This is a genomic window from Xenorhabdus sp. KK7.4 (genome assembly GCF_963876465.1).
Classification (GTDB): Bacteria; Pseudomonadota; Gammaproteobacteria; order Enterobacterales; family Enterobacteriaceae; genus Xenorhabdus; species Xenorhabdus stockiae.
The window spans coordinates 26,039-50,471 of record NZ_CAWNQF010000144.1; the positions used below are offsets into that span (position 1 = coordinate 26,039).

A 24,433-nucleotide genomic window follows, 5' to 3' on the forward strand; every position below is an offset into this window, starting at 1 on the left:
AACGTGATAATCACAATTAAATATAAAGCCTGATTAATATATACCAATATCAGGCTTTTTTTATTCCTTATACTCCCTATAATCGGCAGAGAATTTTATCAAAGTACTGTTATTGGGTTACGACCATGCAGAAGAAATCTATCTATGTTGTTTATACGGGTGGAACAATTGGGATGCAACATTCCCCCAATGGTTATATTCCCGTTTCCGGTCATTTACAGCGGCAGCTGACAAAAATGCCCGAGTTTCACCGCCCAGAAATGCCAACATTCACTATCCGTGAGCATCATCCCCTTATTGATTCTTCTGATATGAGTCCAGATGATTGGGGAATTATTGCCAGTGATATTTATCAGAATTACCATGATTACGATGGGTTTGTGATCCTGCATGGTACAGATACCATGGCTTTTACCTCCTCAGCTCTCTCTTTCATGTTTGAAAATCTTAACAAGCCAGTTATCGTGACAGGGTCACAGATTCCGTTGGAAGCACTGCGTTCAGATGGTCAGACAAATTTGCTCAATGCCCTGTATCTGGCAGCCAACTATCCCGTCAATGAAGTCAGCCTGTTTTTCAACAACAAATTGTATCGAGGGAACAGAACTGTCAAAGCCCATGCTGACGGTTTTGATGCCTTCTCTTCTCCTAATTACCCTCCGCTTATCGAAGCGGGCATCAATATCCGGACATTTAATACCGCTCCACTGCCCGTTGGTCATGGCGATTTTGTTGTACACCAAATCAGCTCACAGCCAATTGGCGTAGTCACTATCTATCCGGGGCTGTCCAGCCAAGTAGTTGAAAATATCCTGATGCAGCCTGTCAAGGCATTGATTTTGCGTTCTTATGGTGTCGGCAATGCTCCTCAACGCCCTGATTTATTAAGAATCTTAAAAGAAGCGACTGAAAGAGGAATCATTGTAATCAACTTAACACAATGTATTTCCGGAAGGGTCAATATGGAAGGTTATGCTAACGGTCATGCACTGGCTGCATCAGGTGTGATCAGCGGCTACGATATGACATTTGAAGCAACCCTGACAAAACTTCACTACCTGTTAAGCCAGCACTATGAAACCGAAGAAATTCGCTCTCTGATGCAGCAAAATCTACGCGGAGAATTGAGTTATTCCGACAAATAATAAGCATATTCAAAATATTAACGGGCCGACTATAAGACGAAAGTATGAATTGAGGAATAGAATGAAAACCGCACTATTACTTATCGATCTACAAAATGACTTCTGTACAGGTGGTGCTCTGGCGGTAAAAGAGAGCGAAAAAGTTATCACCGTAGCAAATGAAGCTATTCAATTGTGTCAGCAGTACAATATCAGCATCATTGCAAGTCAGGACTGGCATCCGTCTAATCATATGAGCTTTGCAGTGAATTCAGGCCAGCCAGTTGGTGAGTTAGGCGTACTAAACGGTATCCCTCAAATATGGTGGCCTGTACATTGTGTACAGGGGCAATCTGGCGCAGATTTTCATCCAGCCTTAAACCAAGCTGCTATAGGGGAGATTTTCCGTAAAGGTGAAAATCCACAGATAGACAGTTACAGCGCATTTTTCGATAACGACCGTAAAAATGCAACCCGATTACATGGCTGGCTATCAGAGCAACATATCAATCGCCTGCTTATTCTTGGTATCGCTACCGATTACTGCGTAAAATTTACCGTATTAGATGCCTTAGAACACGGGTATGAAACTTACGTCATTACAGAAGGCTGCCGGGGGGTTAATATTCACGCGGATGACAGCCAGCAGGCTATTGAGGAAATGGCAGCTAAAGGCGCAAAATTTACTTCATTGAAAGAGATAGCTGCCCTTTTTTAATATACGTGCATAAAAATATTTTTAACCCGCTGACCACTATAACTACATATCAGAAATCAGATTAGCCTCGTTCCTTATGCTCAATCAATGAGGGAGAACGAGGCTACCGATTTAATTTACTGACTCATTCTTCTGATTGCGGCTTCAATCTGGCAACCATCTCTGACTGAAACATCGCCTTCAGTTCTTGTTTACTTTTTACGGCAATTTGGCCATCGGTGCCAATCGTCATATGTTCCGGATCATGATTATGTCTGGCTTGCCAAAGCATGACCATTTGCAGGCTATGTTCTTTTTGCTCTGGTGTTAATGGAACACCATCCTGCCATTTCCCTAATTCGACAGCCTGAACCAGTCGCTGGTAAATCTCAGGTGTCATGGCTGAAAGTAAATCATCTACATTCATCGGTATTTCCTTAAGGCTATTATTTCCTTAGAACTATTATACTAACATCACTAGCTGAATCGATTCTATATCACTTGCCAATTCGCATCATATTTGGTCAAAAATGTCGCTACTCATCATATTAACCGGCGGTTTCTTCTCCTGAATCTTCATCAATGAAGCGCAACGCAGCCGAATTAATACAAAAACGCTCTCCTGTAGGTTTAGGACCATCAGGAAAAACATGCCCTAAATGTGCCTGACAATGGCTGCAACGCACCTCGATCCGATGCATACCACAAGAATAATCATCAATATAATTAATGGATTTATCATTAATCGGCTGATAAAAACTTGGCCACCCACACCCGGAATCAAATTTTGTGTCGGAAACAAAAAGTGGCTGAGAGCAGCACAGGCAATGATAAATACCACTTTTTTTGTTGTGCAACAGCTTTCCTGAAAATGGCGGCTCTGTACCTGCTTCTTGCGTCACATAACGCTGCATTTCACTGAGCTGCTCAAGAGGAAAAGAGATATCTTTAGCCATAGTAACCACCTTTTAAGGCCAGTATTTTCAACAAAAGGTACCGAAAACAACAAAAAGTAAATATTAAACTGTTAAATCGTATTTTAACCCATTCAACATGATGATTTACTTTACTAATTGTGATAAATCTCACATATCTCATTAATGGTAACTTTAAATATCTCCTTATACCCCGATAATGGTGAGCGTAAAGATTGTTACAGTTGTATAACGGATATCCAGATAGTGGTTTTTAAATTGATCTTTTTCAATTGTTGACACGATTCCGCTTGACGACTGGCAAGATTTTGGTAACTTTAGAAACAACTTTTAATTCACTAAAAAATAGCTGGTGGAATACTATGACTATCAAAGTAGGTATTAACGGTTTTGGTCGTATTGGCCGTATTGTTTTCCGTGCTGCACAAGAGCGTTCTGACATTGAAATCGTTGCAATCAATGACCTGTTAGATGCAGATTACATGGCTTACATGCTGAAATACGATTCAACCCATGGCCGCTTCAAAGGTACAGTTGAAGTTAAAGACGGTCATCTGGTTGTTAACGGCAAAACCATCCGCGTTACATCTGAAAGAGACCCAGCTAACCTGAAATGGAACGAGGTAGGTGTTGATGTTGTTGCTGAAGCAACCGGCATTTTCCTGACTGACGAAACTGCGCGTAAACACATCGCTGCCGGCGCGAAAAAAGTTGTCCTGACTGGTCCTTCAAAAGACGATACCCCAATGTTCGTTATGGGTGTTAACCACAGCGCTTACGCAGGTCAGGACATCGTTTCCAACGCATCCTGTACAACTAACTGCCTTGCTCCACTGGCTAAAGTTATCAACGATAAATTTGGCATCGTTGAAGGTTTGATGACAACTGTTCACGCAACAACAGCTACTCAGAAAACTGTTGACGGCCCTTCTGCAAAAGACTGGCGTGGTGGCCGTGGTGCGGCACAAAACATCATTCCATCTTCTACCGGTGCTGCAAAAGCAGTAGGTAAAGTTATTCCTGAACTGAACGGCAAACTGACTGGTATGTCTTTCCGTGTACCTACTCCTAACGTTTCTGTTGTTGACCTGACTGCACGTCTGGAAAAACCAGCAACTTATAAAGAAATCTGTGAAGCAATCAAAGAAGCTGCTGAAGGCGAGCTGAAAGGCATTCTGGGTTACACCGAAGATGACGTTGTATCCACCGATTTCAACGGCGAAAAACTGACTTCTGTCTTCGACGCAAAAGCAGGTATCGCTCTGAACGATAACTTTGTAAAACTGGTTTCTTGGTATGACAACGAAACAGGTTACTCAAACAAAGTTCTGGATCTGGTCGCACACATTTCTAAATAACTGAACTTATCTACCTTATAAATTTCAGGTTGCAGACAACAAAATCTCAACCTGAAAGATAACGGGTATAATCATTGTTCAATAAGCCACCTTTTACGGTGGCTTTTATTTTACCACTCTTTCACAATAGGCTATTCTTGCCTTCATTAACCATCAATACAAGTTTATATAAGGTCATGATGATGCTTGATAAAATTTTCTCTTTGCCAATTGTAAAGCAGATATCTCCTCATATCAGTCAACGGGATATTGATGGATTTCCATTAATTGTAATTACTCACCCTAAAGTCCGCAGCGCAATCAGTATTCAGGGCGCACACCTTATGGCATGGCAACCCAGTGGTGAAAAGCCTATATTATGGTTAAGCAATAATACAAAATTCCGTGCAGGAACAGCCATCCGTGGTGGTATCCCTATCTGTTGGCCGTGGTTTGGGCCTCAGGACGCGCCGAGTCATGGGTTCGCCCGAATTTTACCGTGGGAATTCAAAGGGCATCATGAACATGAAAATGGTGTCATTTTGATGTTCATACTACAAAACAGCGAGTATACCAAACAGTTATGGCCACATGAGTTTACACTTATTGCCCGTTTTAAATTAGGTGAAACCTGTGAAATAGAGTTGGAATCCTACGGAGATTATCAAACCACATGCGCTCTACACTCTTACTTTAATATCAGCAGCATAGAGAAAGTTCAGGTCAGTGGATTAGGACATCACTTTATCGATTCGATAACAAACAAAAAACAGCAATCGACTAGTGAAAAACTAACGTTTCAGGGGCGAACCGATCGTATTTATACCGAGCCAGAAGATTTCAGCCTAATTAGTGATAAACAATGGAAGCGTACCATCGAAATTCATCACTACCATCACAGTGATATCGTTTGTTGGAATCCCGGAGCAGAATTATCAGGCAGCATGCAAGATATGGAAAACGAAAGCTATAAAACTATGGTCTGTGTTGAAACTGCTCGTATCAGTAGCCCTTTGCATTCTAAAAACGGGAACCCCGGCAAGCTATCTGTCGTCCTTCGTTGCCGCCAGACAAGCTGAACATAACTGATTGGTCAGAATTAAAATGGGATGAACAGGCATTGATTCAAACTGCATGGAAGCGGTACGAAAAAATGCCTGATAAAATCATAAATCCTTATCATTAATCAACAACCACCGGAACACGTCTGGCTAAAGCACACAACAGTTCATAACCTATCGTTCCAGCAAACTCTGCGACTTCATCCACGGGTAATTTTGCTCCCCATAGCTCAACAGAGCTACCGATTGTGGCTTCTGGGCATGGTGTCAGATCCACCGTCATCATATCCATTGATATCGCTCCCAACACACGGGTGCGAATACCATCAACAACAACAGGTGTTCCTGTTGATGCATGACGAGGATAGCCATCAGCATAACCGCATGCAACAGTACCCACTCGGGTTGGAGACTGTGTGGTATAGCGGCCGCCATAACCAATTTTTACCCCTTTAGCCAGTTTATGGACCGCAATAATTTCACTTTTCAGACTCATCGCAGGTCTCAACCCCGAACCTGCAATATCACGCCACTTCCCACTGGGCGATGCCCCGTATAGAATGATCCCCGGCCTGACCCAATCGCGATGTGTTTGCGGGTGCCATAGAATTGCACCAGAATTAGCTAAGCAATGTGAAAGATTATCCATTCTGAGCTCTTTAACCACTGTAAATTGCTCGCTAACGCCCATTTCATTATCGGAATTCGCAAAATGGGTCATTAAAGTGACTGATCTGATATTCTGTATCCCATTTGCCATTGATACTATCTGTGGATATTCATCGGGAGTGAAACCCAGACGGTTCATACCACTGTTAAGTTTTAAATAGACATCTACAGGTTTATCGAACTCTGCCTCTTCTATTGCCTGAAGCTGCCAGCGACTATGGACTGTCGTTGTCAGACTATATTTATTGATTATCTGCAAATCTTCGGCTTTGAAGAAACCCTCTAACAACAGGATAGGCCCTTGCCACCCCTGCTCTCTCAAATAAATAGCTTCATTCATATCAAGCAGAGCAAAACCATCCGTCTGCGTGAGTGATTGCCATATTCTGTCCAACCCGTGCCCATATGCATTCGCTTTCACTACCGACCAAATTTTACTGTGACCAACCTTCTGACGGATCGTTGCCAGGTTATGGCGAAATGCATCAAGGTGGATCGTCGCCAAAATAGGACGTGGCATGCTGACCCCTTCTAATTTACTTTACGCAGTATGTAAGCGATGCTTCGCCCGAAGTACTTTGGTATTAAACCCATCGGTGTATCTGAATACAGAAAGATCATCCGCGGCAATATCAGGTTTTTTGCCTGAGATTAAGTCAGATAACAGCTTTCCTGAACCACAGGCCATCGTCCAGCCTAATGTGCCATGCCCGGTATTCAGATAAAGGTTAGCGTATTTAGTCGGACCAACAATAGGTGTGCCATCCGGTGTCATCGGACGTAACCCAGCCCAGAATGAGGCTTCAGCAATATTGCCACCGTCGTGGTAAAGATCATCAACGACCATTTTTAGTGTTTCACAACGGCTTTTTAGTACGTCCAAGTTAAAACCGACGACTTCTGCCATACCACCAACCCTGATACGATTATCGAAACGCGTAATAGCAATTTTATAAGTTTCATCCAGTATCGTTGAAGTCGGTGAGCGAGTTTCATCCATGACCGGCATTGTCAGCGAATAGCCTTTCATAGGGTAAACCGGGATTGTGACAAGACCTCTCAATAATTCGGTGGAATAAGCCCCCATCGCTATCACATACTGATCAGCGGTTATAACACCATCATCACACTGAATACCGCTAACCTTATCGCCATCCATCAGAATTTGTTTAACCTGTTTGTTAAATATAAATCTGACACCTGCTTTTTCTGCCATTTTGGCTAATTCTTTGGTAAAAATCTGGCAATCACCGGTTTCATCATTGGGAAGTTGCAATCCCCCCGTCAATTTATGGGAAGAGTGGACAAGAGCCGGCTCTACTGACGCTAATTGTTCTGCCGTCAATAATCGATAGGGAACGCCCTCTTGCTCCAGTACCGCAATATCCTTGGCTGCACTATCAAACTGCTTAGCAGTTCTGAACAGTTGTAATGTTCCCCCAAGACGCTCCTCATACTGAATACCTGTATCCGCTCTCAACTGCTTAATACAGTCACGACTATATTCAGCCAGACGCACCATTCTGCTTTTATTCATCGCATAATGGTCAGCATCGCAATTGCGCAGCATTTGCCACATCCAACGCAACTGAAATAATGAACCATCAGGACGAATGGCTAGCGGAGCATGGCGCTGGAACAGCCATTTGAACGCTTTTAACGGAATACCAGGAGCACCCCAGGGAGTTGAATACCCGGGTGAAATTTGCCCAGCATTACCTGCACTCGTTTCTTCGGCAGCACTCTGCTGACGATCCACGACGATCACTTCATGACCTTCCTGAGCCAGATACCAGGCGCTGGTGACGCCAATAACACCACTGCCTAAAATAAGGACTTTCATTCTGCCACCTGCTGATAAGAAATATACGAAGACAAGCATAATATGCTAAATAGAAAAATCCAACCCAGAATAATAGACCATGAGATGATTAATTTAATTTTAGGATTTAAATCACAATTTCATTACAAAACCCTGATAAAAAACTTTCTTATTATCAGGTGATAAATAAAAAAATAATCAAAAATACAATCAGATAGCAAAGGATTAAATGCTATTAATTGATTATATAAGTATTCTAAAAAGTGATTTTTACGGTAAAAAAGCAACATTAAGTTCACAATATTCGAATTTATTTTAATCTAAAAAAATGCAATAACTAAGAATTAAATTTTAAATCAATGTAAACTAAATAGTATAATAATTTAAAAATTTGAATTTTACAGCTTGAGTGGGTTTTCACCATTTATGAGGAGATAAGAAAACACCTCTTTATAGGTATAATTATTAAAAAATGAGAAGCAGCGAACTACACAAAGCAGTTCGCCTTTAAAGAATAAGCTGGATTAAGAAATCAACTTGATAATTGGATAAGATATAATTTGATTAATTCTGACGTGCTGCTGTTAAATCATTGAACATAATGCCTTGCATTTCATGCCAAATGGTTCCACTTTCTTTACCATAATTACGTACGCATTCCATGATCTTATCGTAGGCTTCTTCCCGACACAGTACGCTCAGTTGCTGATAGAAATTCAGTGCCAGTTTACGGGCCTCTGGGTTCGAAAAGTAATAACGACCCACACGAGTATAAAGCCCTTTTAATCCGTTAATGATCAACCCATAAATAGGATTTCCTGACGCAAATGCTAAGCCACGGAAAATATCATAATCCACAGAACTGAAAGACTCCGCAGTGTCTTCCGCTTTATCTTTTTCAGCCAGAACTTCCAGTGCTTTTTCCGGATTATGTCTGAATGCAGTACGAATAAAAATGGCCGCAATATTTGTACGCACTGACAGTAAATTATCGACCAGCTGAGGCACACGATCATGATCTAAACGTGCCAGAGTTTCCAGAATGTTAAGACCTGATGTTTCCCAGAAATTATTTACCTTTGTTGGTTTTCCATGCTGAATAGTCAACCAGCCATCACGAGCCAGACGCTGCAATACTTCACGCAAAGTGGTACGAGTGACACCGATTAATTCAGATAATTCACGCTCTGCTGGCAGAATGGAGCCTGGTGGAAAACGATTATTCCATATACTTTCAATGATATACTCTTCCGCAAAACTCGCAGGACTCTGAGCCTTAATTACCATATTTAAACTATTCCAAAACTGTTTTCTTGGCTAATAATAGGTACTGATCATACCAGAATGCGCCAGATCGACATAGTTACATAGTAAATAAACCGTGAAAGAGTGAAAGAGGTCATAAAAAAATATAATTATTACCCAATTAATTATGAGATTATCCCCTTAAATTACCACCAGTTAGAGCGTACGATATTCAATGTATTTCGAGTTGCATCAAGACAGCCAGGAAGCGCCTCCCAGAGCATAATTCACTATATGACTGGAATAAGTGAGCGCAACCAACAGAGAGGTAACTGGAAAAACAACGGGTATGTTGTGCTTTAGAAATGTCCCATGTATCCACAGAAGAGGAATATTAATAATAATGGAAATCAGTATCCGACGTGCAGTGGTGAAAAACTTTCTCGGCAATTCGCCGGATTGGTACAAATTGGCTATCATTGTTTTTCTTATCATCAATCCACTGGTTTTTTTCTATGTCAGCCCCTTCGTTGCAGGCTGGATGCTCGTTGTGGAATTTATCTTCACACTGGCAATGGCGTTAAAATGCTATCCGTTGCAGCCGGGAGGCTTACTTGCTATTGAAGCTGTGCTTATCGGCATGACCTCTCCAAAACAGATAGGGCATGAAATCAGCAATAATCTGGAAGTTATCCTGCTGCTGATTTTCATGGTTGCCGGTATTTACTTCATGAAGCAACTTCTGCTATTTGTTTTCACTAAACTACTCTTGAGCATTCGTTCCAAAAAAATGCTGGCACTGGCCTTCTGTCTGGCAAGTGCATTTTTATCTGCTTTTCTTGATGCCCTGACAGTTATAGCCGTTGTTATCAGCGTATCTGTTGGCTTTTATTCTATTTATCACCGTTATCTTTCCAGCCAGAATAATGGCAGCGCAGATCTTAACGATGATCAATTTATTGATAATGAAGATAAAAGACAGACACTGGATCAATTCCGGGCATTTCTGCGCAGCCTGATGATGCATGCCGGCGTCGGTACGGCATTAGGTGGTGTGATGACGATGGTCGGTGAACCACAAAACCTGATCATCGCAAAACATGTTGGCTGGGATTTCGTAACATTCTTTATCCGTATGTCTCCTGTCACCGTACCTGTTTTTATCTGTGGGCTGCTGGTTTGTCTGTTGGTTGAACATTTCAAACTGTTTGGTTACGGTGCCGAACTACCTGAGCGTGTCCGTTCTGTTTTGGAAGACTATGCGAAAAAAGCCGGTGAAAAACGTACCCGTCAGGAAAAAGCTCAGCTTGTTGTTCAGGCTTTAATCGGCATCTGGCTGATTGTGGCTTTGGCGTTCCACCTAGCTGAAGTCGGGTTGATTGGCCTGTCAGTGATTATTATGGCTACTGCTTTTTGTGGTATTACTGAAGAACATGCTTTAGGTAAAGCCTTTGAGGAAGCCTTACCGTTTACTGCATTACTGACTGTCTTCTTTTCTGTGGTTGCGGTCATTATTGATCAACAACTATTTACCCCATTTATTCAGTTTGTATTGCAATCCTCACCAGCGTCACAGCTTTCCCTGTTTTATCTGTTTAATGGTCTGCTTTCCGCAGTATCTGACAACGTATTTGTAGGTACTGTGTATATTAATGAAGCTCTGACTGCGCTTAAAAGTGGTCTTATTTCACCGCAGCAATATGAATTTTTAGCTGTGGCCATTAATACAGGCACCAACCTACCATCCGTAGCGACACCAAACGGACAGGCTGCTTTCCTGTTCCTGCTGACATCTGCGCTATCGCCACTGATCCGCCTGTCTTATGGGCGTATGGTGCTAATGGCTCTACCTTACACAATTGTGATGACCCTTGTGGGTCTGCTGTGTGTTGAATTTTGGCTACTGCCTGCTACTGAATATCTGGTAAAACTTGGCTGGGTTATCCCACAATAATCCCTTATATTTATTATTAAGGAATTCTGCCGGATAGGGTGTAAAATCCCCCTATCCGGTTTTTTTTATCCCTTCGAATATCCAGTCGATTTCATGTTGCCTCCGGCGGCAAAGGAACGAATTTGCACCGTCAACAAAAAAGCAGTTTGAAAGAGGATGGATATAATTTAAAAAAACAACGTAATTGACCTTAAATTGATTCTTTTGTGATTTAAGAAACGGCAGAATAAACGGCTACCTATATATACGATACGGGAAGAAGAAGAATGTTACATTGTCTAAAATGGAGTTCCCAAGGGCGAAGCGCATGGTTGTTAATGGCGTTAACAGCTCTTTTACTGGAGTTTGTTGCTCTTTATTTTCAACATGTTAAGCAGTTACAGCCCTGTGTAATGTGCATTTATGAGCGTGTTGCTCTGTTCGGTATTTTCGGGGCAGCCCTGCTGGGAGCTATCGCCCCCAAAACTCCGCTGCGCTGGTTGGCTATTTTACTCTGGCTTTATAGCTCATGGCACGGATTACAACTGGCATGGGATCATACCATGATGCAGTTATACCCCAGCCCTTTTAATACCTGTGAATTTTTTGTCAGATTTCCGTCATGGCTGCCGTTAAATGAATGGCTTCCTTCGGTGTTTCAGGCTTTTGGCGATTGTTCAATAAAACAATGGTCATTTCTGACACTGGATATGCCGCAATGGCTGATTGGTGTTTTTGCTGCTTATTTATTAGTGGGTATTCTGGTTCTGATCAGCCAGTTTTTCCGGCTGAAATATAAGTATTAAGAACAAAAAGGCTGTCTTTCCTGTATGGGGAAAGCAGCCTTTTTCGCTAACTCTAATTGATAATCCCTTCCTATCCGCTATTATTGTTTCCTTTTCATGTTCTCCGCCATAAAATCATCGTAATTTTTTAAGGGCCTTTAGTCGAACAGCCATCAGAAACAGTAAAGAACAACCAGAAATGAATACTCAAAAAGAACAGTATAATTTTAATAAATTACAAAAGCGCCTGCGTCGTGATGTCGGGCAAGCCATTGCAGATTTTAATATGATCGAAGAAGGCGATCGCATTATGGTCTGCCTTTCTGGTGGCAAAGACAGCTACACCCTGCTGTCTATTTTGCAGAACCTGCAAAAAAGTGCCCCGATTAACTTTTCGCTTATTGCCGTCAATCTGGATCAAAAGCAACCAGGTTTTCCTGAGCATATCCTTCCGGCTTATCTGGATGAGCTGGGCGTCGAGTATAAGATTGTTGAAGAGAATACCTACGGTATTGTCAAAGAAAAAATCCCGGAAGGAAAAACAACCTGCTCTCTGTGCTCCCGGCTGCGCCGTGGTATTTTATACCGCACCGCCACTGAACTGGGCGCAACCAAAATCGCTCTGGGACATCATCGTGATGACATCCTGCAAACCGTCTTTCTGAATATGTTTTATGGCGGCAAATTAAAAGGTATGCCACCTAAACTGATCAGTGATGATGGTAAACACATTGTTATACGCCCGCTGGCTTACTGCCGGGAAAAAGATATTGAACGCTACGCAGAAGCGAAAGCATTTCCCATTATCCCTTGTAATTTGTGTGGCTCACAGCCAAACCTGCAACGTCAGGTTATCAAGGATATGCTGCGTGACTGGGACAAACGCTATCCCGGACGTATTGAAACTATGTTCCGGGCGGTACAGAACGTGGTTCCATCACATCTCAGCGATTTTAATCTGTTCGACTTCAAAAGCATTAATCACGACAGTGAAATTATTGCTGGAGGGGATCTGGCTTTTGATCGAGAGGAGTTACCCGTACAACCTGCTATTGACCCTGATGAGCAAATTGATTTTCAGGCGGATCGGCTGGATATTATCGAAATAAAGTAATAAAAAAATAGCCGATGCTAAGGATTTTAGTATCGGCATAATGTCAATTTTAATCGGTATAAAACTCAATATGAGAAACACTACAATCATGGAGCACAACGTTCATCGCTCAACGTTGTATTCACCTGCAGGGTTATAGTGCCTCAACTTGAGATACTGATTATTGATATATCTCAAATCCGAATGAAATTAACCATCAGATTCAATGAACATTCGGTTCAGAACTCACGACAGTCGCAATTTTCCCTATAACCACTTACTTCGCTTTAACCACCATGCGAATCCCGCTATCAACAACGACAGCAGCAGGCTGAATAAACCAAAACCAAATTCATCCTTATTTCCGGGGATCCCGCCAAGGTTAACGCCAAATAAGCCGGTTAAAAAAGTACTTGGTAAGAATATCATTGTTAATAACGACATCATGTAAATACGCCGGTTCATCGCATCCGCCATAATAGAAGTAATCTCATCGGCAAGCACCGCTGTCCTTGCGATACAGCTATCCAAATCATCCAGCCCACGCCCGAGACGATCAGAGACTTCCTGAATCAGATGACGAGCCTCGTCACTCATCCACGGTAACTTCTCACTGGACAGTCGTGTCAAAACATCTCGCTGGGGTGCCATATACCGACGAAGAACAATCAATTGCTTACGTAATAACACTAACTCACCTCGTCCGGGGATCTTCTGTTCCAGAATGTTATCCTCAAACTCAATCAGGTTGTCATGTAACTCTTCAATAAAATCGTTCACTTCGTCGGTAATCGCATCGGCGATTTCAACCAGCCAGTGCCCTGTGTTTTTTGCTCCTACGCCATTATTTAAATCAGCCAGAACCTGATCAACCGGATAGACTTTTCTATGGCTACTGGAAATAATTATCTTGTCATTAATGTAGATGCGAAACGATACCAAGTGATCGGAGCGGGCATTGTCATTGCGGTTAATTGTCCGCAACATAATCATCGCCCCTTCACCGGTACGAATGAGTTTGGGCCGAATACTCTCACCCACCAGCCCTTCTTTTACCGGAACTGGTAGTTGGTTAGTTTTCATAATCCATTGATAACTTCCCTGATTTTTATAATCAAGATGCTGCCAGAATGGTTGCCCTGCCGTTGCAGATACATTTTCGCTAAAACCTGTAGTACCACCCTTCCCGTTCAATTGGCAGGCATACACAGCATTTGAATCTTTAAATGCTGAGCCATAAATCGTTTCCACATCCGCTCCTGTTCAACATTTAATGTTTTTTAATGATATACATAGTATGGCTATAAGCCACATCTTCAGGATTGGTGATCGGGTATCCTTTTAACCATTTTTTGATTAACCGACCATTAGTGTACTGATAAATAGGAACAATCGGAGCCTGTTCTTCAATCATTTTTTCAGCCTGATTATAATCCCTGTTTCTGGCGGCATCGTCTGTTTCCAGACTAGCCTCTTTTAACAAAGCGTCATAAGCTGGGTTATGAAATTTGGCCAGATTTCCGCTGTGCGTTGATGTCAAAAGTGATAAGAAACTTGATGGTTCATTATAATCTCCGGTCCATGATGCCCGGACTACATCAAAATTACCGGTATTGCGGTTATCGACGTAAGTTTTCCATTCCTGATTGACTAACTTCACCTCAACGCCCAGTTTTTTCTTCCACTCTGAACTGACTGCAATGGCAATACGTTGATTATTTTCTAAATTGTTGTAGAGCAAAGAAAGTTTTAACGGATGATCAGGGCCATAACCTGCCTCTTTGAGCAGTAATCTTGCTCTTCTATCTCTCTCCTGCTGAGTTATAATCTGTTGCTGACTTTTTTCTGGATGAAAACCAGCCGTAACGTCAGGTGTAAAATGCCATGCGGGTTTTTCGCCTGTACCTAATATCTTTTCTGCAACCAGATTCTTATTGATGGTCATGGCAAGCGCCTGCCGGACACGGATATCATTAGTCGGTGCCCGCTGAGTATTAAATGCGTAATAATACGTTCCCAGTTGATCGGGTGTGAACACCTCTCCCGGGATATCATGCAGTAACTTGTGGTACATATTCTTAGGGAAAGATTCAGTAATATCCAAATCCCCTGCCAGATAGCGGTTAACCGCATGAGATTCCTGATTGATTGGTACAAACGTCACTTTCTTCAGTACTGTTTTCTTGTGATCCCAGTAATAAGGGTTAGGCGACAAAACAATTTTTTCATTGACTACACGTCCCGTTAGCATGAAAGCGCCGTTACCGACCAAATGGCCTACTTTGGTCCAGTCATTACCGTATTTTTCAACGCTCTGTTTATTCACCGGATAAAGGCTAAAGTGAGTAGTCATATTGGGGAAATAAGGCACTGGGCGATCCAGCGTAACTTTTACTGTATAAGCATCAAGAGCTTCAACACCTAATTTTTCCGGGGGTAATTTACCGTCTATAATTTTCTGGGCATTCTGAATTCCTGCCAAAGCAGCAAACCAAGAAAATGAAGAGGCATTTTTAGGATTAACCAACCTCTGCCAGCTATATACAAAATCAGAGGCCGTGACTTTGTCACCATTAGACCAGCGGGCATCCTGTCGTAGCGTAAATATCCATGTTTTGTTATCTGTCGTCTTCCAGTTAATCGCAACTCCCGGAACAGGCTTACCATAAGCATCCTGATTGACGAGACCTTCCAGTAAATCACGCAACACCTGCGCTTCTATTAAACCGAAAGACTTAATCGGGTCGAGTGATGCTGGTTCATCTTTCAGATGGCGAACCAGCTCCTGATGAGGGTCTAACTGAGTTCCTACAGGAACATCAGCAGCATAAACAGAAAGAGGTAAGGAAAGCCCTGTCATCAGTAATACAGAAGGGAACAAGGTAAAATTATGCATAAATATTTACTCTTTTGGTCTAATAATTATCCTAAAATAAATTATAAGACACTGTTAATTAAACAATAGATGAGTATTTATAAATATTACAGCTATTTTTGTGGGCAAGATCGCACTATTCCATTACACTGGCACCGCAGTTTACTTATATAGAGGGATAAAACCATGACACAAACCGTCAAGTTCCAAGGTAGCGATATCACCGTAGCTGGGCATTTTCCACAAACAGGTGAAACAGCAAAAGAATTTACGCTGGTAGCTAAAGATCTTACTGACGTGGCACTGAGCCAATATGTAGGGAAACGTAAGGTACTCAATATATTCCCAAGCATTGATACCGGCGTTTGTGCAACTTCTGTACGCAAATTCAACCAACATGCCGGTGAACTGAACAATACTGTCGTACTTTGCATTTCAGCCGACCTGCCTTTTGCACAATCCCGTTTTTGTGGCTCTGAAGGCCTTTCAAATGTTGTCACTCTATCAACACTGCGTGGTGGTGAGTTTCAGGAAAATTACGGTGTAGCCATTAGCCAGGGTCCATTAGGTGGATTGACTGCACGTGCTGTCATTGTTCTGGATGAAAACAATAATGTTATTTATAGCCAGCTCGTAGATGAAATTACTAACGAGCCTGATTATGACAGCGCATTAGCAGCACTGAAATAATTCGTTATAAAGAACCTCTGGCGGTAATTATTATGCTGTTACCGCCAATTTTATCTTTTCTTTCCCCCGCTTCCCCTCTCTATTCTTATTTCAAAATATCTTAAATATAACCAAACAGATAATAGCATCCTATTACACTCATCGCTCTCAAACTTATCACTTTGTTAACTTTATTTTTTTATTTATTAGATATGACACATTAATTTAAACGATAAATGAATTATCAGTAATTTTTATTTTTAAGATTATCTTAAATACAGATACATCATCCTAATATAATTAACCATATTTTATGGTATTAGAAATAAGTTCACCCCGGTATAATTCATTAATTTAATATAATTACTTATAATTTCCTATTTAAGTAATCTGAAATTATTTTATACAATAAAAACAAAACAATACATAAGATTGTCTTTTTCAATCAAGATAAAATATAAACACAAGTTATATATTTCTTAAATAAAACATTCTTTGGTGATTACACATTCTGACTACTGTGCTTAACTCAATATCAGAAACCAACAACTACATACTTATATAGTATATCCGAAATGCCTCACAACAGTAAGTTCCACCAGCTATCATATATTCCCGCATCCGGCCGGAATAGGCGGTAGCTTTGCATACAAGCGAGTCCATATTATGGAAAGACAGTTTATCGCACATACTTCATCCGGCGAAGAGTTATACTTTAAATCACTTAAAGGAATAGAAAGATTATCGGAACCTTATGAATTTGAGATCGAATTACTGAGTAAAAATAGATTATCTGATCCTATATCTCTTCATAATACTGTACTTACCGTAGAAATAAAAACCCCGTCAAAACAAACAAGATATTTAAGTGGCTATATAGAAAAGATCTCTTATTCGCCATTTTATAAATATGATGACAGGCTTTATTTATATACTGCTACAGTAAGGCCTAAGCTTTCGGAACTAAAAAAGAAATCCGGTTATAGCATCTGGCAGGAAAAAACCGTACCTGAGATTGTCACTACAGTATTACAGGGTGCCAATGTTAATTTTGAAGATAATCTCATAGAAAATTATCGCCCATGGGAATATTGCGTTAAATATAACGAAACTGATTTCGATTTTATTCATCGTCTAATGGCGCATGAAGGTATTTATTATTACTTTAAACATGAGAATGGCAACCACACTATGGTATTAGTCGATATGCCCCAAATGCATTATCCAATGCCGGGGTATGACACGATTAAATATTTCAGTGTCGGTAGCATATTCAGGAAACTGGACCAAGAATATATCTATACTTGGAATATTAGCAGTTCGACTATCCCCAACAGTTTCAGTACTGATGACTACGATTTTCGTAAACCCCGGGCTAAATTACAGTCTCTCACTCAAACATCGCTCAGTTCTGTTGATAGTACAGAGATATTTATGTGGCCGGGACGCTTTATAAAAGGTGATCAGGGGCAATTTTATGTCCGTATACTTCAACAGGCTTCAGAAGCACAAAGTGAACTGATTAATGGGTCAGGCAATGTATTGGGAATGGCTCCGGGCCACACTTTCACACTCTCTCTGCCTAATAGTATCAAAGGGGATGATTACAATGATTATCTGATTACCGGGGCACAATATTCATTTTATGAATCCGATTATGGCTCAGTCTTTGAGTATGATAGTGATGACGATGATAGTGATGATGATAATCCTGACAAAAATATTGTTCAGTTTGAAGCTATCCCCTCCAATGTCCATTGGAAACCACAAGCCATCACGCTCTGGCCAAAAGCAACCGGTGTTGAAACTGCGGTCGTAACAGGCCCTAAAAATAAACCGATATGGACTGATAAGTATGGCCGGATAAAAGTGAAATTCCGTTGGGATAAAACAGATAAAAAAGACGATACCAGTTCCTGCTGGATACGTGTAGCAACACGTTGGGCTGGCTGGCGTTACGGCAGTATCAACGTTCCCCGTGTGGGAGAAGAAGTTGTTATCAGTTTTGTCAATGGCGACCCGGATAAACCTTTTGTTATCGGTAGTACTTATAACAATGAAAATATGCCGCCGTGGGAACTTCCCAAACATGAAACTCGCAGTGGTGTGATGTCAAATACCAAAAATGGTAAGCATGATCAGGCTAACTATCTTTTTATGGATGATGAACCGGATAAGGAGTTATTTGATCTGCACGCAGAGCGGGATATGAATATCTCCGTTGAAAAAGATAAGACGGTCAAAATTGATGGGAAGCGTACTACGGAAATTAAAAAAGAACAAACAGACACGGTGACAGGTAAAGCGAATTTCACCTACAAAGATAATCGGGATACGACTGTCAACGGCAAAGATACCTTAACGATTGATAAAGGGCAGCAACGAACCATTAAAAAAGGGCGAAACACCGAAATCGATGGTGGAGATACTTACAAACTCACAGGCAATTTAACTGCCAAAATTGATGGAAACTGGACTCAAAATATTACCGGAACAACGCTAATCAACAGCCCTAGTCTCATTACACTCAAAAGTGATACTAATATTGTGATGGATTGCCCAACGTCTATATTTTCTTCCAGTATCGGTAAAATAAGTGCCACAGGATTTAGTATTTCTGCCACGGGTTTTAGTGCATCCACCACTCACACTAGTGTCTCAGCCAATGAGCTTGTTACATCCATTACAGGAATTTCCGTCGGTGTTACTGTAATCAATCTAAGTAAAACAGGCGTAAATATTACAAAAAATGATGTCAATGTAGCCGCAAACGCACTTGCTGTTGCACAATCAAACATCCGACTCATTGCTTCTTCCCTACATTTGTTTGTCTGATAATTTAACAGTCAATACTTCAATGAAAATCATCAAACCACTACGCTTAAGTATGCTTTATCGGCCTTATCGCTGGATGCAGAAAAATCATCTCGGCGTCACTGTTATGGCTCTGGTCGATATGGGATTAGCTCCCCGTCTGCGGCCTGAGCCTGAACTTTGGCAACTGGCAGAAAAAGAACTGAAAACCTGTAATGGTATTATTGACCTTGCCATGCCTAAATCCCTACCCGAATTTCTGGCGACTGGGTATGCCTATACCCATCATCAGACTGATAAAACCGCCTGTAATGTGCGTATTAAAGTTGATCAATTGGAAAAAAAACTGGCTGTTTTTGGTGATCGTTACTGGGTGGGTGATACTTCTTCAAAACCTCAGGCTTTTGAACAAATGCGACTGGACTGGAGCCGGGCTTTTGGAGGGGAAGGTTATGATGATAACCCACACGGCATTGGCTTCACGCCGGAAATACTGGAAAACGGCAATAAAATTCATCGGTTACCTAATATTGAAGCTTTCCATAAGCAATTATTATCCCCGGAAGATATCCCTGAACCTGCCAGTTTTTGCCCACTGGATTTTACATGGCCACGCCGGTTTGAACGCATTGGTAAGCAATATGATAAGGAATGGCTGGAAAACGAATTTCCGGGATATGCCCATGATATTGACTGGCGGTTATTTAATGCCGCGCCACAGGATCAGTGGTGGGAGCAACTGCCTGCCCTGCCGGTTAAAGCTGCATGGCGGATTGAGAACATGCACCCCAAAAAACCGGTGCAGGAAGGCCGTCTGCCAGCATGGAATGCGCGCTGTTTTATCAAACGGTTACGTCTTAATGAAGAGATTGACGAAGAAATTGTTATGCGCCAGACAACCGTATGGTTTTTCCCTCATCTGGAGCAAATGCTCCTGATATGGCACGGAAGTACACGAATAAATGAAGATGATGCAGCCGATGTCTTACAGATGATATCCGCACTGGAGCAACAGGATAGCCCGCTACCCGCCAGCCATTATCTGGAAGTAGCCAGACAGCGCATGGACAAAGAAAAAGGTGTGTTATACACGTTCAGGGAAAAAGATCTTATTCCTGAGGACATTATCGGCCCATGGATAGATACAGAGTCCTCAGTAGAAAGCAGCCCGATACAGGAATCGGTACTTAGGCGTCAAAAGCTCCTCCATGAACAGCAAGCAGCGCGTTTAGCTGAACAGGGTTATGATATCAATACAATGATCCCACCCACTTCTCCGGTCGCAGTACCTTCAACCAGCCCCCGACTGGATGAACTACCAGAATTCATGGAAAAAATCGAACAGGAGGCCGATCAAAAAAAAGCCGAAGCCGAGCTGAAACAAACAGAGATAATTGCCAAAGCAAAAGAACAGGGTATCGATACGTATTTATCTCTTCCGGAGAGTAAAACCAAAGGACCGGAAGGAATTTATTCAACACGGGATATATTACGTAAGCAACAGCAGCACACCGGATTGAACGATCAAGAACTGGCACAAATTGAACAGTCGCTACGTGATACCTATTTTTTGACGGTGCAATCCCAGAATCCTGCTTTGCGACTGAAGGGTGAGTTATCAGAAATTATCCGCAAACGGGCACAAAAAATTATGGAGCAAGGTGGTAATTTCAGTGGCATGGATTTTACTGGTGCAGATTTATCCAATATGGATCTACGTGGTGCAAACTTTTCCGGCGCATTATTGGAAAGTGCCTGTTTTAATCACAGCCAACTGGATAAAGCGGATTTCAGTGAAGCAATGCTGGCCAGAGCAGAATTTTGTCATACTTCCCTGTCTGGCGTGAAACTGGATAAAGCGAATCTGGTACTGGCTAAATGTGAGCAGAGTGACTTTTCCAATACCGATTTCAAAGAGGTCCAATTGCAGGAAACCCTATTTGATCATTGTCAATTCAACCACTCCACATTCACCGATCTTTTACTGAGACAAGTCTTTATTACACATTGTGATTTTCACTATTCACAATGGAATAACTGTACACTGACAGAACTGGAATTACCCGCTCTCAGCTTTAATCATGCAATACTGAATAAAGTCATTTTTCTTAAGTGTAAACTGGAACAAGCCGTTTTTGATGAAGCACAATGTGAAAGTTGTTCATGGGTAGAAACGGAAGTCAATCACATCCGATTCTGTTCAGCAAGCCTGTTGAATTGTGCTTTTGTGATGAACAGTACACTTAATCAGGCTGATTTTACTCAGGCAACACTGACTGAGTGTAATTTGCGTCAGATGCCGTTGGTTCAGGCTCGATTTCATTCCGCTATGCTGAATAACAGCGATTTGAGTGAAGCTGACTGCCGGTCAGCCGATATGCAACATCTGAATGCAACAAAAAGTATTTTCATCAGAACGGATTTTCGGGAGGCTCTGTTGAATAATGCCAGCCTGATGGGTGCTCTGATGCAGAAATGTAGTTTGCATGGTACTGATTTACGCGGCGCGAATTTATTTCGGGCCGATATGTCTCAGTCTGTCATTGATGATTCAACCCAGTTTGAAGGTGCCTATCTGCAAGGTATCAAAACATTGCCTAAACGCGATAAGGAAGTGATATGAATTCACTGTCAGCAGATGAACTAATCGCGAAAATCAAACAGGGTGACATCATTGAAAAAGTCAGTCTGGCACATATCTCACTAGCCCAGCGGGATTTAACCGACGGAATATTCAAAGAAGTCGATTTCTCCGGTGCTGATTTTGCCCACGCTCAACTGAAAGATACCATTTTTACCGCCTGTCAGTTCAAAGAGGCAACATTTGATTCCGCCCTCTTCGAACAGAGTGTTTTTGAACAGTGCAGTCTGGCGAGTGCCACCTTCGATAAAAGCCACATAACCAACAGCCTGTTTAATCAATGTGATTTAAAGAAAACCCGCTTTACAGAAACAATACAGAACAACTCTCAATTTACCTCAAGTATTCTGCAAGAAGCCGATTTCAATCACAGCGATCTTAAGCGAATTGCCTTTATTGACTCATCGCTTGATCAGGCCCGCATCACTTCCAGCGATCTTTTTCTGGTTACCTTTTTTCGCCAGAATTTACGGAAAACGCACTTTTCTGCCAGTAAATTCACAAAAGCAGTTTTTTTTGAATGTGATCTGCGAGGTCAGGACTATCAACAACAACAATTTCAGGAATGTCAGTTTACCGGTTGTCAGCTTGAAGCCGTGAATTTCAGCCATGCCAGATTAACCAACTGTAACTTCAAAGGAGCGGGTTTACAGGGAGCAGTATTATCCAATGTTAACGCGACCCAGTCCCTATTTATCGAAGCGGATTTGACTCGGGCACATTGCAGCAACAGCTTATTTATCCAGTCTATTTTTGTCAGTGCCTGTCTCGAATCCGCTGACTTCAGACAAAGCCAGCTAATACAGGCCATTATGCATAAAGTTCATGCCGTCAATGCCCAGTTTACCGGTGCTGACATGACCTATGCCGATCTTTCCTACGCCAATGTCAGCAACAGTGATTTTCGTACCACGCATTTTATGCGAACACTTTTTCATCGTGCTGAACAGGCTGGGGCATTGTTCTCCGATCGTAATGGCATTCTGGAAAATGATCCTGAACTGTTTGCCGCCGAAGAGTGGGAGCTACAACGCAAGATTTAATCAGGAGAACTAAAATGTCAGAACTTTCTTACGCGTCCTATACACTTTCTTCACCTTTGCTTACGGATGAACCCTCACAACAGGTTGCCGGACAGGTTATCAGCCGCCTTCAGGACGGTAGCTTAATGGTGGAAAGCCACAGCCGGGGATGGCATTGCCGACGGGCTGCCAGTTGCTTACTGACACCTGAACTCGGTGATACCGTATTACTCACAAAAGTAGAGGGGCAACTCTGGGTGCTGGCTATATTAGAACGCCCTGAACAACAACAATCGGCAGAAATCAGCGTACCCGGTGATTTGACTATTGCGCCTCAGGGTAATTTACATTTAAACAGCGAAGGATTGCATATTGATGCCAACGATGGGCAATGCCATATCAAGAAAATGCAATACACGGGTGAATCTCTCTCTGCATGGGTGTCAGTGACCCAATTGATTGGCAATAAACTTGAATCAGTCTGGCAGACCGTCACGCAACTCAGTCACCGCCTGTTTCGTCATACCACACAGACAGAACAAGTACGGGCAGGCCAGTTAGATATACAGGCTGAAAACTACCTGCGCCTGCATGCCCAAAATACCATGATGTCAGCAAAAGCCATTACCAAAATAGATGCTGAACAAATTCATATTGGTTAAGGAGGTACTATGTTTGCCAATACTCAAAGCGGGGGAATGGATCTGGCTACCCCTGATGTCTGTATGACTCCCCCTTTTTCCACACCTATACCGTATCCCAATATGGCTCAGGGACCTACCGGTATTACGAATGCCATGAACATTTTATTTGCAGGAGCACCAGCCCATAATCTGATGACAATCTATCCCATGACTATGGGCGATAACGCCGGCGTTAATACTGGTGTGGCTTCCGGTACGGTGATGGGACCAGCACGGCATACATTAGGGGCGAATACTCTGTTAATCAAAGGCGCTCCCGTGACGCGGCTAACCAGCATGTCAATGCAGAACTCGACCAACTCTGTCGGCTGTCGGATTACGCCAAGCCAAACCAAGGTGCTGATTTTATCAGCCTGATACCCAACTTTTCTTTTATTCCATACTGGCTATACTAAAATTATTAATAATTCATGAAATTTATTACCTTATATTTTGTACTGAAAAAAACGAAATATTTTAATAAAAACCTTGTATTCAATTAGTTGTATTCAATTAACTGTTGGGTGATAACTGCTGGATGGCGAAAAGAATTTTATTAACGTTTCTATTAATCATGGCAGGCTGCTCATCACAGCAGCCAGAAAAATTACCTCCTTACCAATTAGTTTTTAATATTGCACCAAATGTTAATGATTCAGCTCCACTGAAGATTGACGTTATGCTATTGAAATCAAAAGAAGAGTTCATGTCGGCAGACTTTTTTTCGCTTCAGGGCAACGCGAAAGCAGCGCTGGGGGATAAATTAGTCAATGAGGATCGGTTTTTTATCCTCCCTACCGAACATGTCCGTCATCTACTGGAACAGAATCAGCCAGAAATTCATTACATTGGAATTGTTGCCGAATACAGGCAATTAGATGGAAAGAAATGGCGTATTGCTCTTCCGGTATCGGTACCAGCAAAGCCTCCGTTTTATAAATTCTGGCGTTCTGCACCTGACAAGCTACAGGTGTGCATTAAAGTTACTGGCTCTGGTTTAACTCCTGACTTAACTTGTGCTGCATGAA

Annotated in this window: 21 protein-coding genes; 14 read left to right on the forward strand and 7 right to left on the reverse strand. The window is 41.9% G+C overall.

Annotated features, from left to right (window positions below):
- Positions 1–125 precede the first annotated feature (125 nt).
- Positions 126–1,145, forward strand: coding sequence for an asparaginase (gene ansA, locus AACS90_RS21900; RefSeq protein ID WP_099121499.1), 1,020 nt, complete (start codon positions 126–128; stop codon positions 1,143–1,145).
- A 61-nt stretch (positions 1,146–1,206) separates the two neighbouring features.
- Positions 1,207–1,842, forward strand: coding sequence for a bifunctional nicotinamidase/pyrazinamidase (pncA, locus tag AACS90_RS21905; RefSeq protein WP_099121500.1), 636 nt, complete (start codon positions 1,207–1,209; stop codon positions 1,840–1,842).
- A 124-nt stretch (positions 1,843–1,966) separates the two neighbouring features.
- Here the strand turns inward: pncA and AACS90_RS21910 are convergent, their stop codons facing one another.
- Together AACS90_RS21910 and msrB are read right to left on the reverse strand one after the other, a co-directional pair.
- On the reverse strand, positions 1,967–2,248 hold the full coding sequence (locus AACS90_RS21910) for a YeaC family protein (RefSeq protein WP_099108099.1): 282 nt from the start codon (positions 2,246–2,248) through the stop codon (positions 1,967–1,969).
- A gap of 121 nt (positions 2,249–2,369) precedes the next feature.
- Positions 2,370–2,777 (reverse strand): peptide-methionine (R)-S-oxide reductase MsrB, encoded by a 408-nt coding sequence (msrB, locus tag AACS90_RS21915; protein ID WP_099121501.1) that lies wholly within the window; start codon positions 2,775–2,777, stop codon positions 2,370–2,372.
- A gap of 341 nt (positions 2,778–3,118) precedes the next feature.
- On the opposite strand from msrB, the gene gapA reads away from it, so the two are divergent.
- Positions 3,119–4,114 (forward strand): glyceraldehyde-3-phosphate dehydrogenase, encoded by a 996-nt coding sequence (gapA, locus tag AACS90_RS21920; RefSeq protein ID WP_099108101.1) that lies wholly within the window; start codon positions 3,119–3,121, stop codon positions 4,112–4,114.
- A 182-nt stretch (positions 4,115–4,296) separates the two neighbouring features.
- The gene (locus AACS90_RS21925; RefSeq protein WP_099121502.1) at positions 4,297–5,172 is read left to right on the forward strand and encodes a D-hexose-6-phosphate mutarotase; all 876 of its coding nucleotides are present in this window, start codon (positions 4,297–4,299) and stop codon (positions 5,170–5,172) included.
- A gap of 103 nt (positions 5,173–5,275) precedes the next feature.
- Here AACS90_RS21925 and alr read toward each other — a convergent pair whose 3' ends face one another.
- From alr to fadR, 3 genes are all read right to left on the reverse strand, one after another.
- Positions 5,276–6,343: an alanine racemase gene (alr, locus tag AACS90_RS21930; protein ID WP_099121503.1), complete on the reverse strand. Its 1,068-nt coding sequence runs from the start codon at positions 6,341–6,343 to the stop codon at positions 5,276–5,278.
- A gap of 21 nt (positions 6,344–6,364) precedes the next feature.
- Positions 6,365–7,666, reverse strand: coding sequence for a D-amino acid dehydrogenase (locus AACS90_RS21935; RefSeq protein WP_099121504.1), 1,302 nt, complete (start codon positions 7,664–7,666; stop codon positions 6,365–6,367).
- Between the two features lie 543 nt (positions 7,667–8,209).
- Positions 8,210–8,932 carry a fatty acid metabolism transcriptional regulator FadR gene (gene fadR, locus AACS90_RS21940; RefSeq protein ID WP_099108105.1) on the reverse strand — a complete coding sequence of 241 codons (723 nt, stop codon included), beginning with the start codon at positions 8,930–8,932 and terminating at the stop codon, positions 8,210–8,212.
- Between the two features lie 361 nt (positions 8,933–9,293).
- On the opposite strand from fadR, the gene nhaB reads away from it, so the two are divergent.
- The 3 genes from nhaB to ttcA all read left to right on the forward strand — a co-directional run bounded on the left by nhaB (position 9,294) and on the right by ttcA (position 12,722).
- A complete protein-coding gene (nhaB, locus tag AACS90_RS21945; RefSeq protein ID WP_099121506.1) occupies positions 9,294–10,844 on the forward strand; it encodes a sodium/proton antiporter NhaB in 1,551 nt (516 codons plus the stop codon).
- 266 nt (positions 10,845–11,110) lie between these two features.
- Entirely contained in the window at positions 11,111–11,629 is a 519-nt protein-coding gene (gene dsbB, locus AACS90_RS21950; RefSeq protein ID WP_099121507.1) for a disulfide bond formation protein DsbB, read from the forward strand.
- A 151-nt stretch (positions 11,630–11,780) separates the two neighbouring features.
- Positions 11,781–12,722 (forward strand): tRNA 2-thiocytidine(32) synthetase TtcA, encoded by a 942-nt coding sequence (ttcA, locus tag AACS90_RS21955; protein WP_256376530.1) that lies wholly within the window; start codon positions 11,781–11,783, stop codon positions 12,720–12,722.
- Between the two features lie 246 nt (positions 12,723–12,968).
- Here the strand turns inward: ttcA and zntB are convergent, their stop codons facing one another.
- Together zntB and AACS90_RS21965 are read right to left on the reverse strand one after the other, a co-directional pair.
- Entirely contained in the window at positions 12,969–13,952 is a 984-nt protein-coding gene (gene zntB / locus AACS90_RS21960; RefSeq protein ID WP_099121509.1) for a zinc transporter ZntB, read from the reverse strand.
- Positions 13,953–13,971: 19 nt separating this feature from the next.
- Positions 13,972–15,597 (reverse strand): peptide ABC transporter substrate-binding protein, encoded by a 1,626-nt coding sequence (locus AACS90_RS21965; RefSeq protein WP_099121510.1) that lies wholly within the window; start codon positions 15,595–15,597, stop codon positions 13,972–13,974.
- 165 nt (positions 15,598–15,762) lie between these two features.
- Between AACS90_RS21965 and tpx the strand changes: the two genes are divergently transcribed.
- The 7 genes from tpx to tssJ all read left to right on the forward strand — a co-directional run bounded on the left by tpx (position 15,763) and on the right by tssJ (position 24,432).
- Complete coding sequence (tpx, locus tag AACS90_RS21970; protein WP_099121511.1) at positions 15,763–16,266, forward strand: thiol peroxidase; 504 nt, start codon at positions 15,763–15,765, stop codon at positions 16,264–16,266.
- A 645-nt stretch (positions 16,267–16,911) separates the two neighbouring features.
- Positions 16,912–19,080 (forward strand): type VI secretion system Vgr family protein, encoded by a 2,169-nt coding sequence (locus AACS90_RS21975; RefSeq protein WP_099121512.1) that lies wholly within the window; start codon positions 16,912–16,914, stop codon positions 19,078–19,080.
- Positions 19,081–19,102: 22 nt separating this feature from the next.
- A complete protein-coding gene (locus AACS90_RS21980; RefSeq protein WP_099121513.1) occupies positions 19,103–21,682 on the forward strand; it encodes a DUF2169 family type VI secretion system accessory protein in 2,580 nt (859 codons plus the stop codon).
- Positions 21,679–22,743 (forward strand): pentapeptide repeat-containing protein, encoded by a 1,065-nt coding sequence (locus tag AACS90_RS21985; protein ID WP_099121514.1) that lies wholly within the window; start codon positions 21,679–21,681, stop codon positions 22,741–22,743. Before AACS90_RS21980 ends, AACS90_RS21985 begins: the two co-directional genes overlap by 4 nt.
- Before the next feature lie 14 nt (positions 22,744–22,757).
- Positions 22,758–23,384: a DUF3540 domain-containing protein gene (locus AACS90_RS21990; protein ID WP_099121515.1), complete on the forward strand. Its 627-nt coding sequence runs from the start codon at positions 22,758–22,760 to the stop codon at positions 23,382–23,384.
- A 9-nt stretch (positions 23,385–23,393) separates the two neighbouring features.
- Complete coding sequence (locus AACS90_RS21995; protein ID WP_099108116.1) at positions 23,394–23,783, forward strand: DUF4150 domain-containing protein; 390 nt, start codon at positions 23,394–23,396, stop codon at positions 23,781–23,783.
- 160 nt (positions 23,784–23,943) lie between these two features.
- Positions 23,944–24,432: a type VI secretion system lipoprotein TssJ gene (tssJ, locus tag AACS90_RS22000; RefSeq protein ID WP_099121516.1), complete on the forward strand. Its 489-nt coding sequence runs from the start codon at positions 23,944–23,946 to the stop codon at positions 24,430–24,432.
- Position 24,433 lies beyond the last annotated feature (1 nt).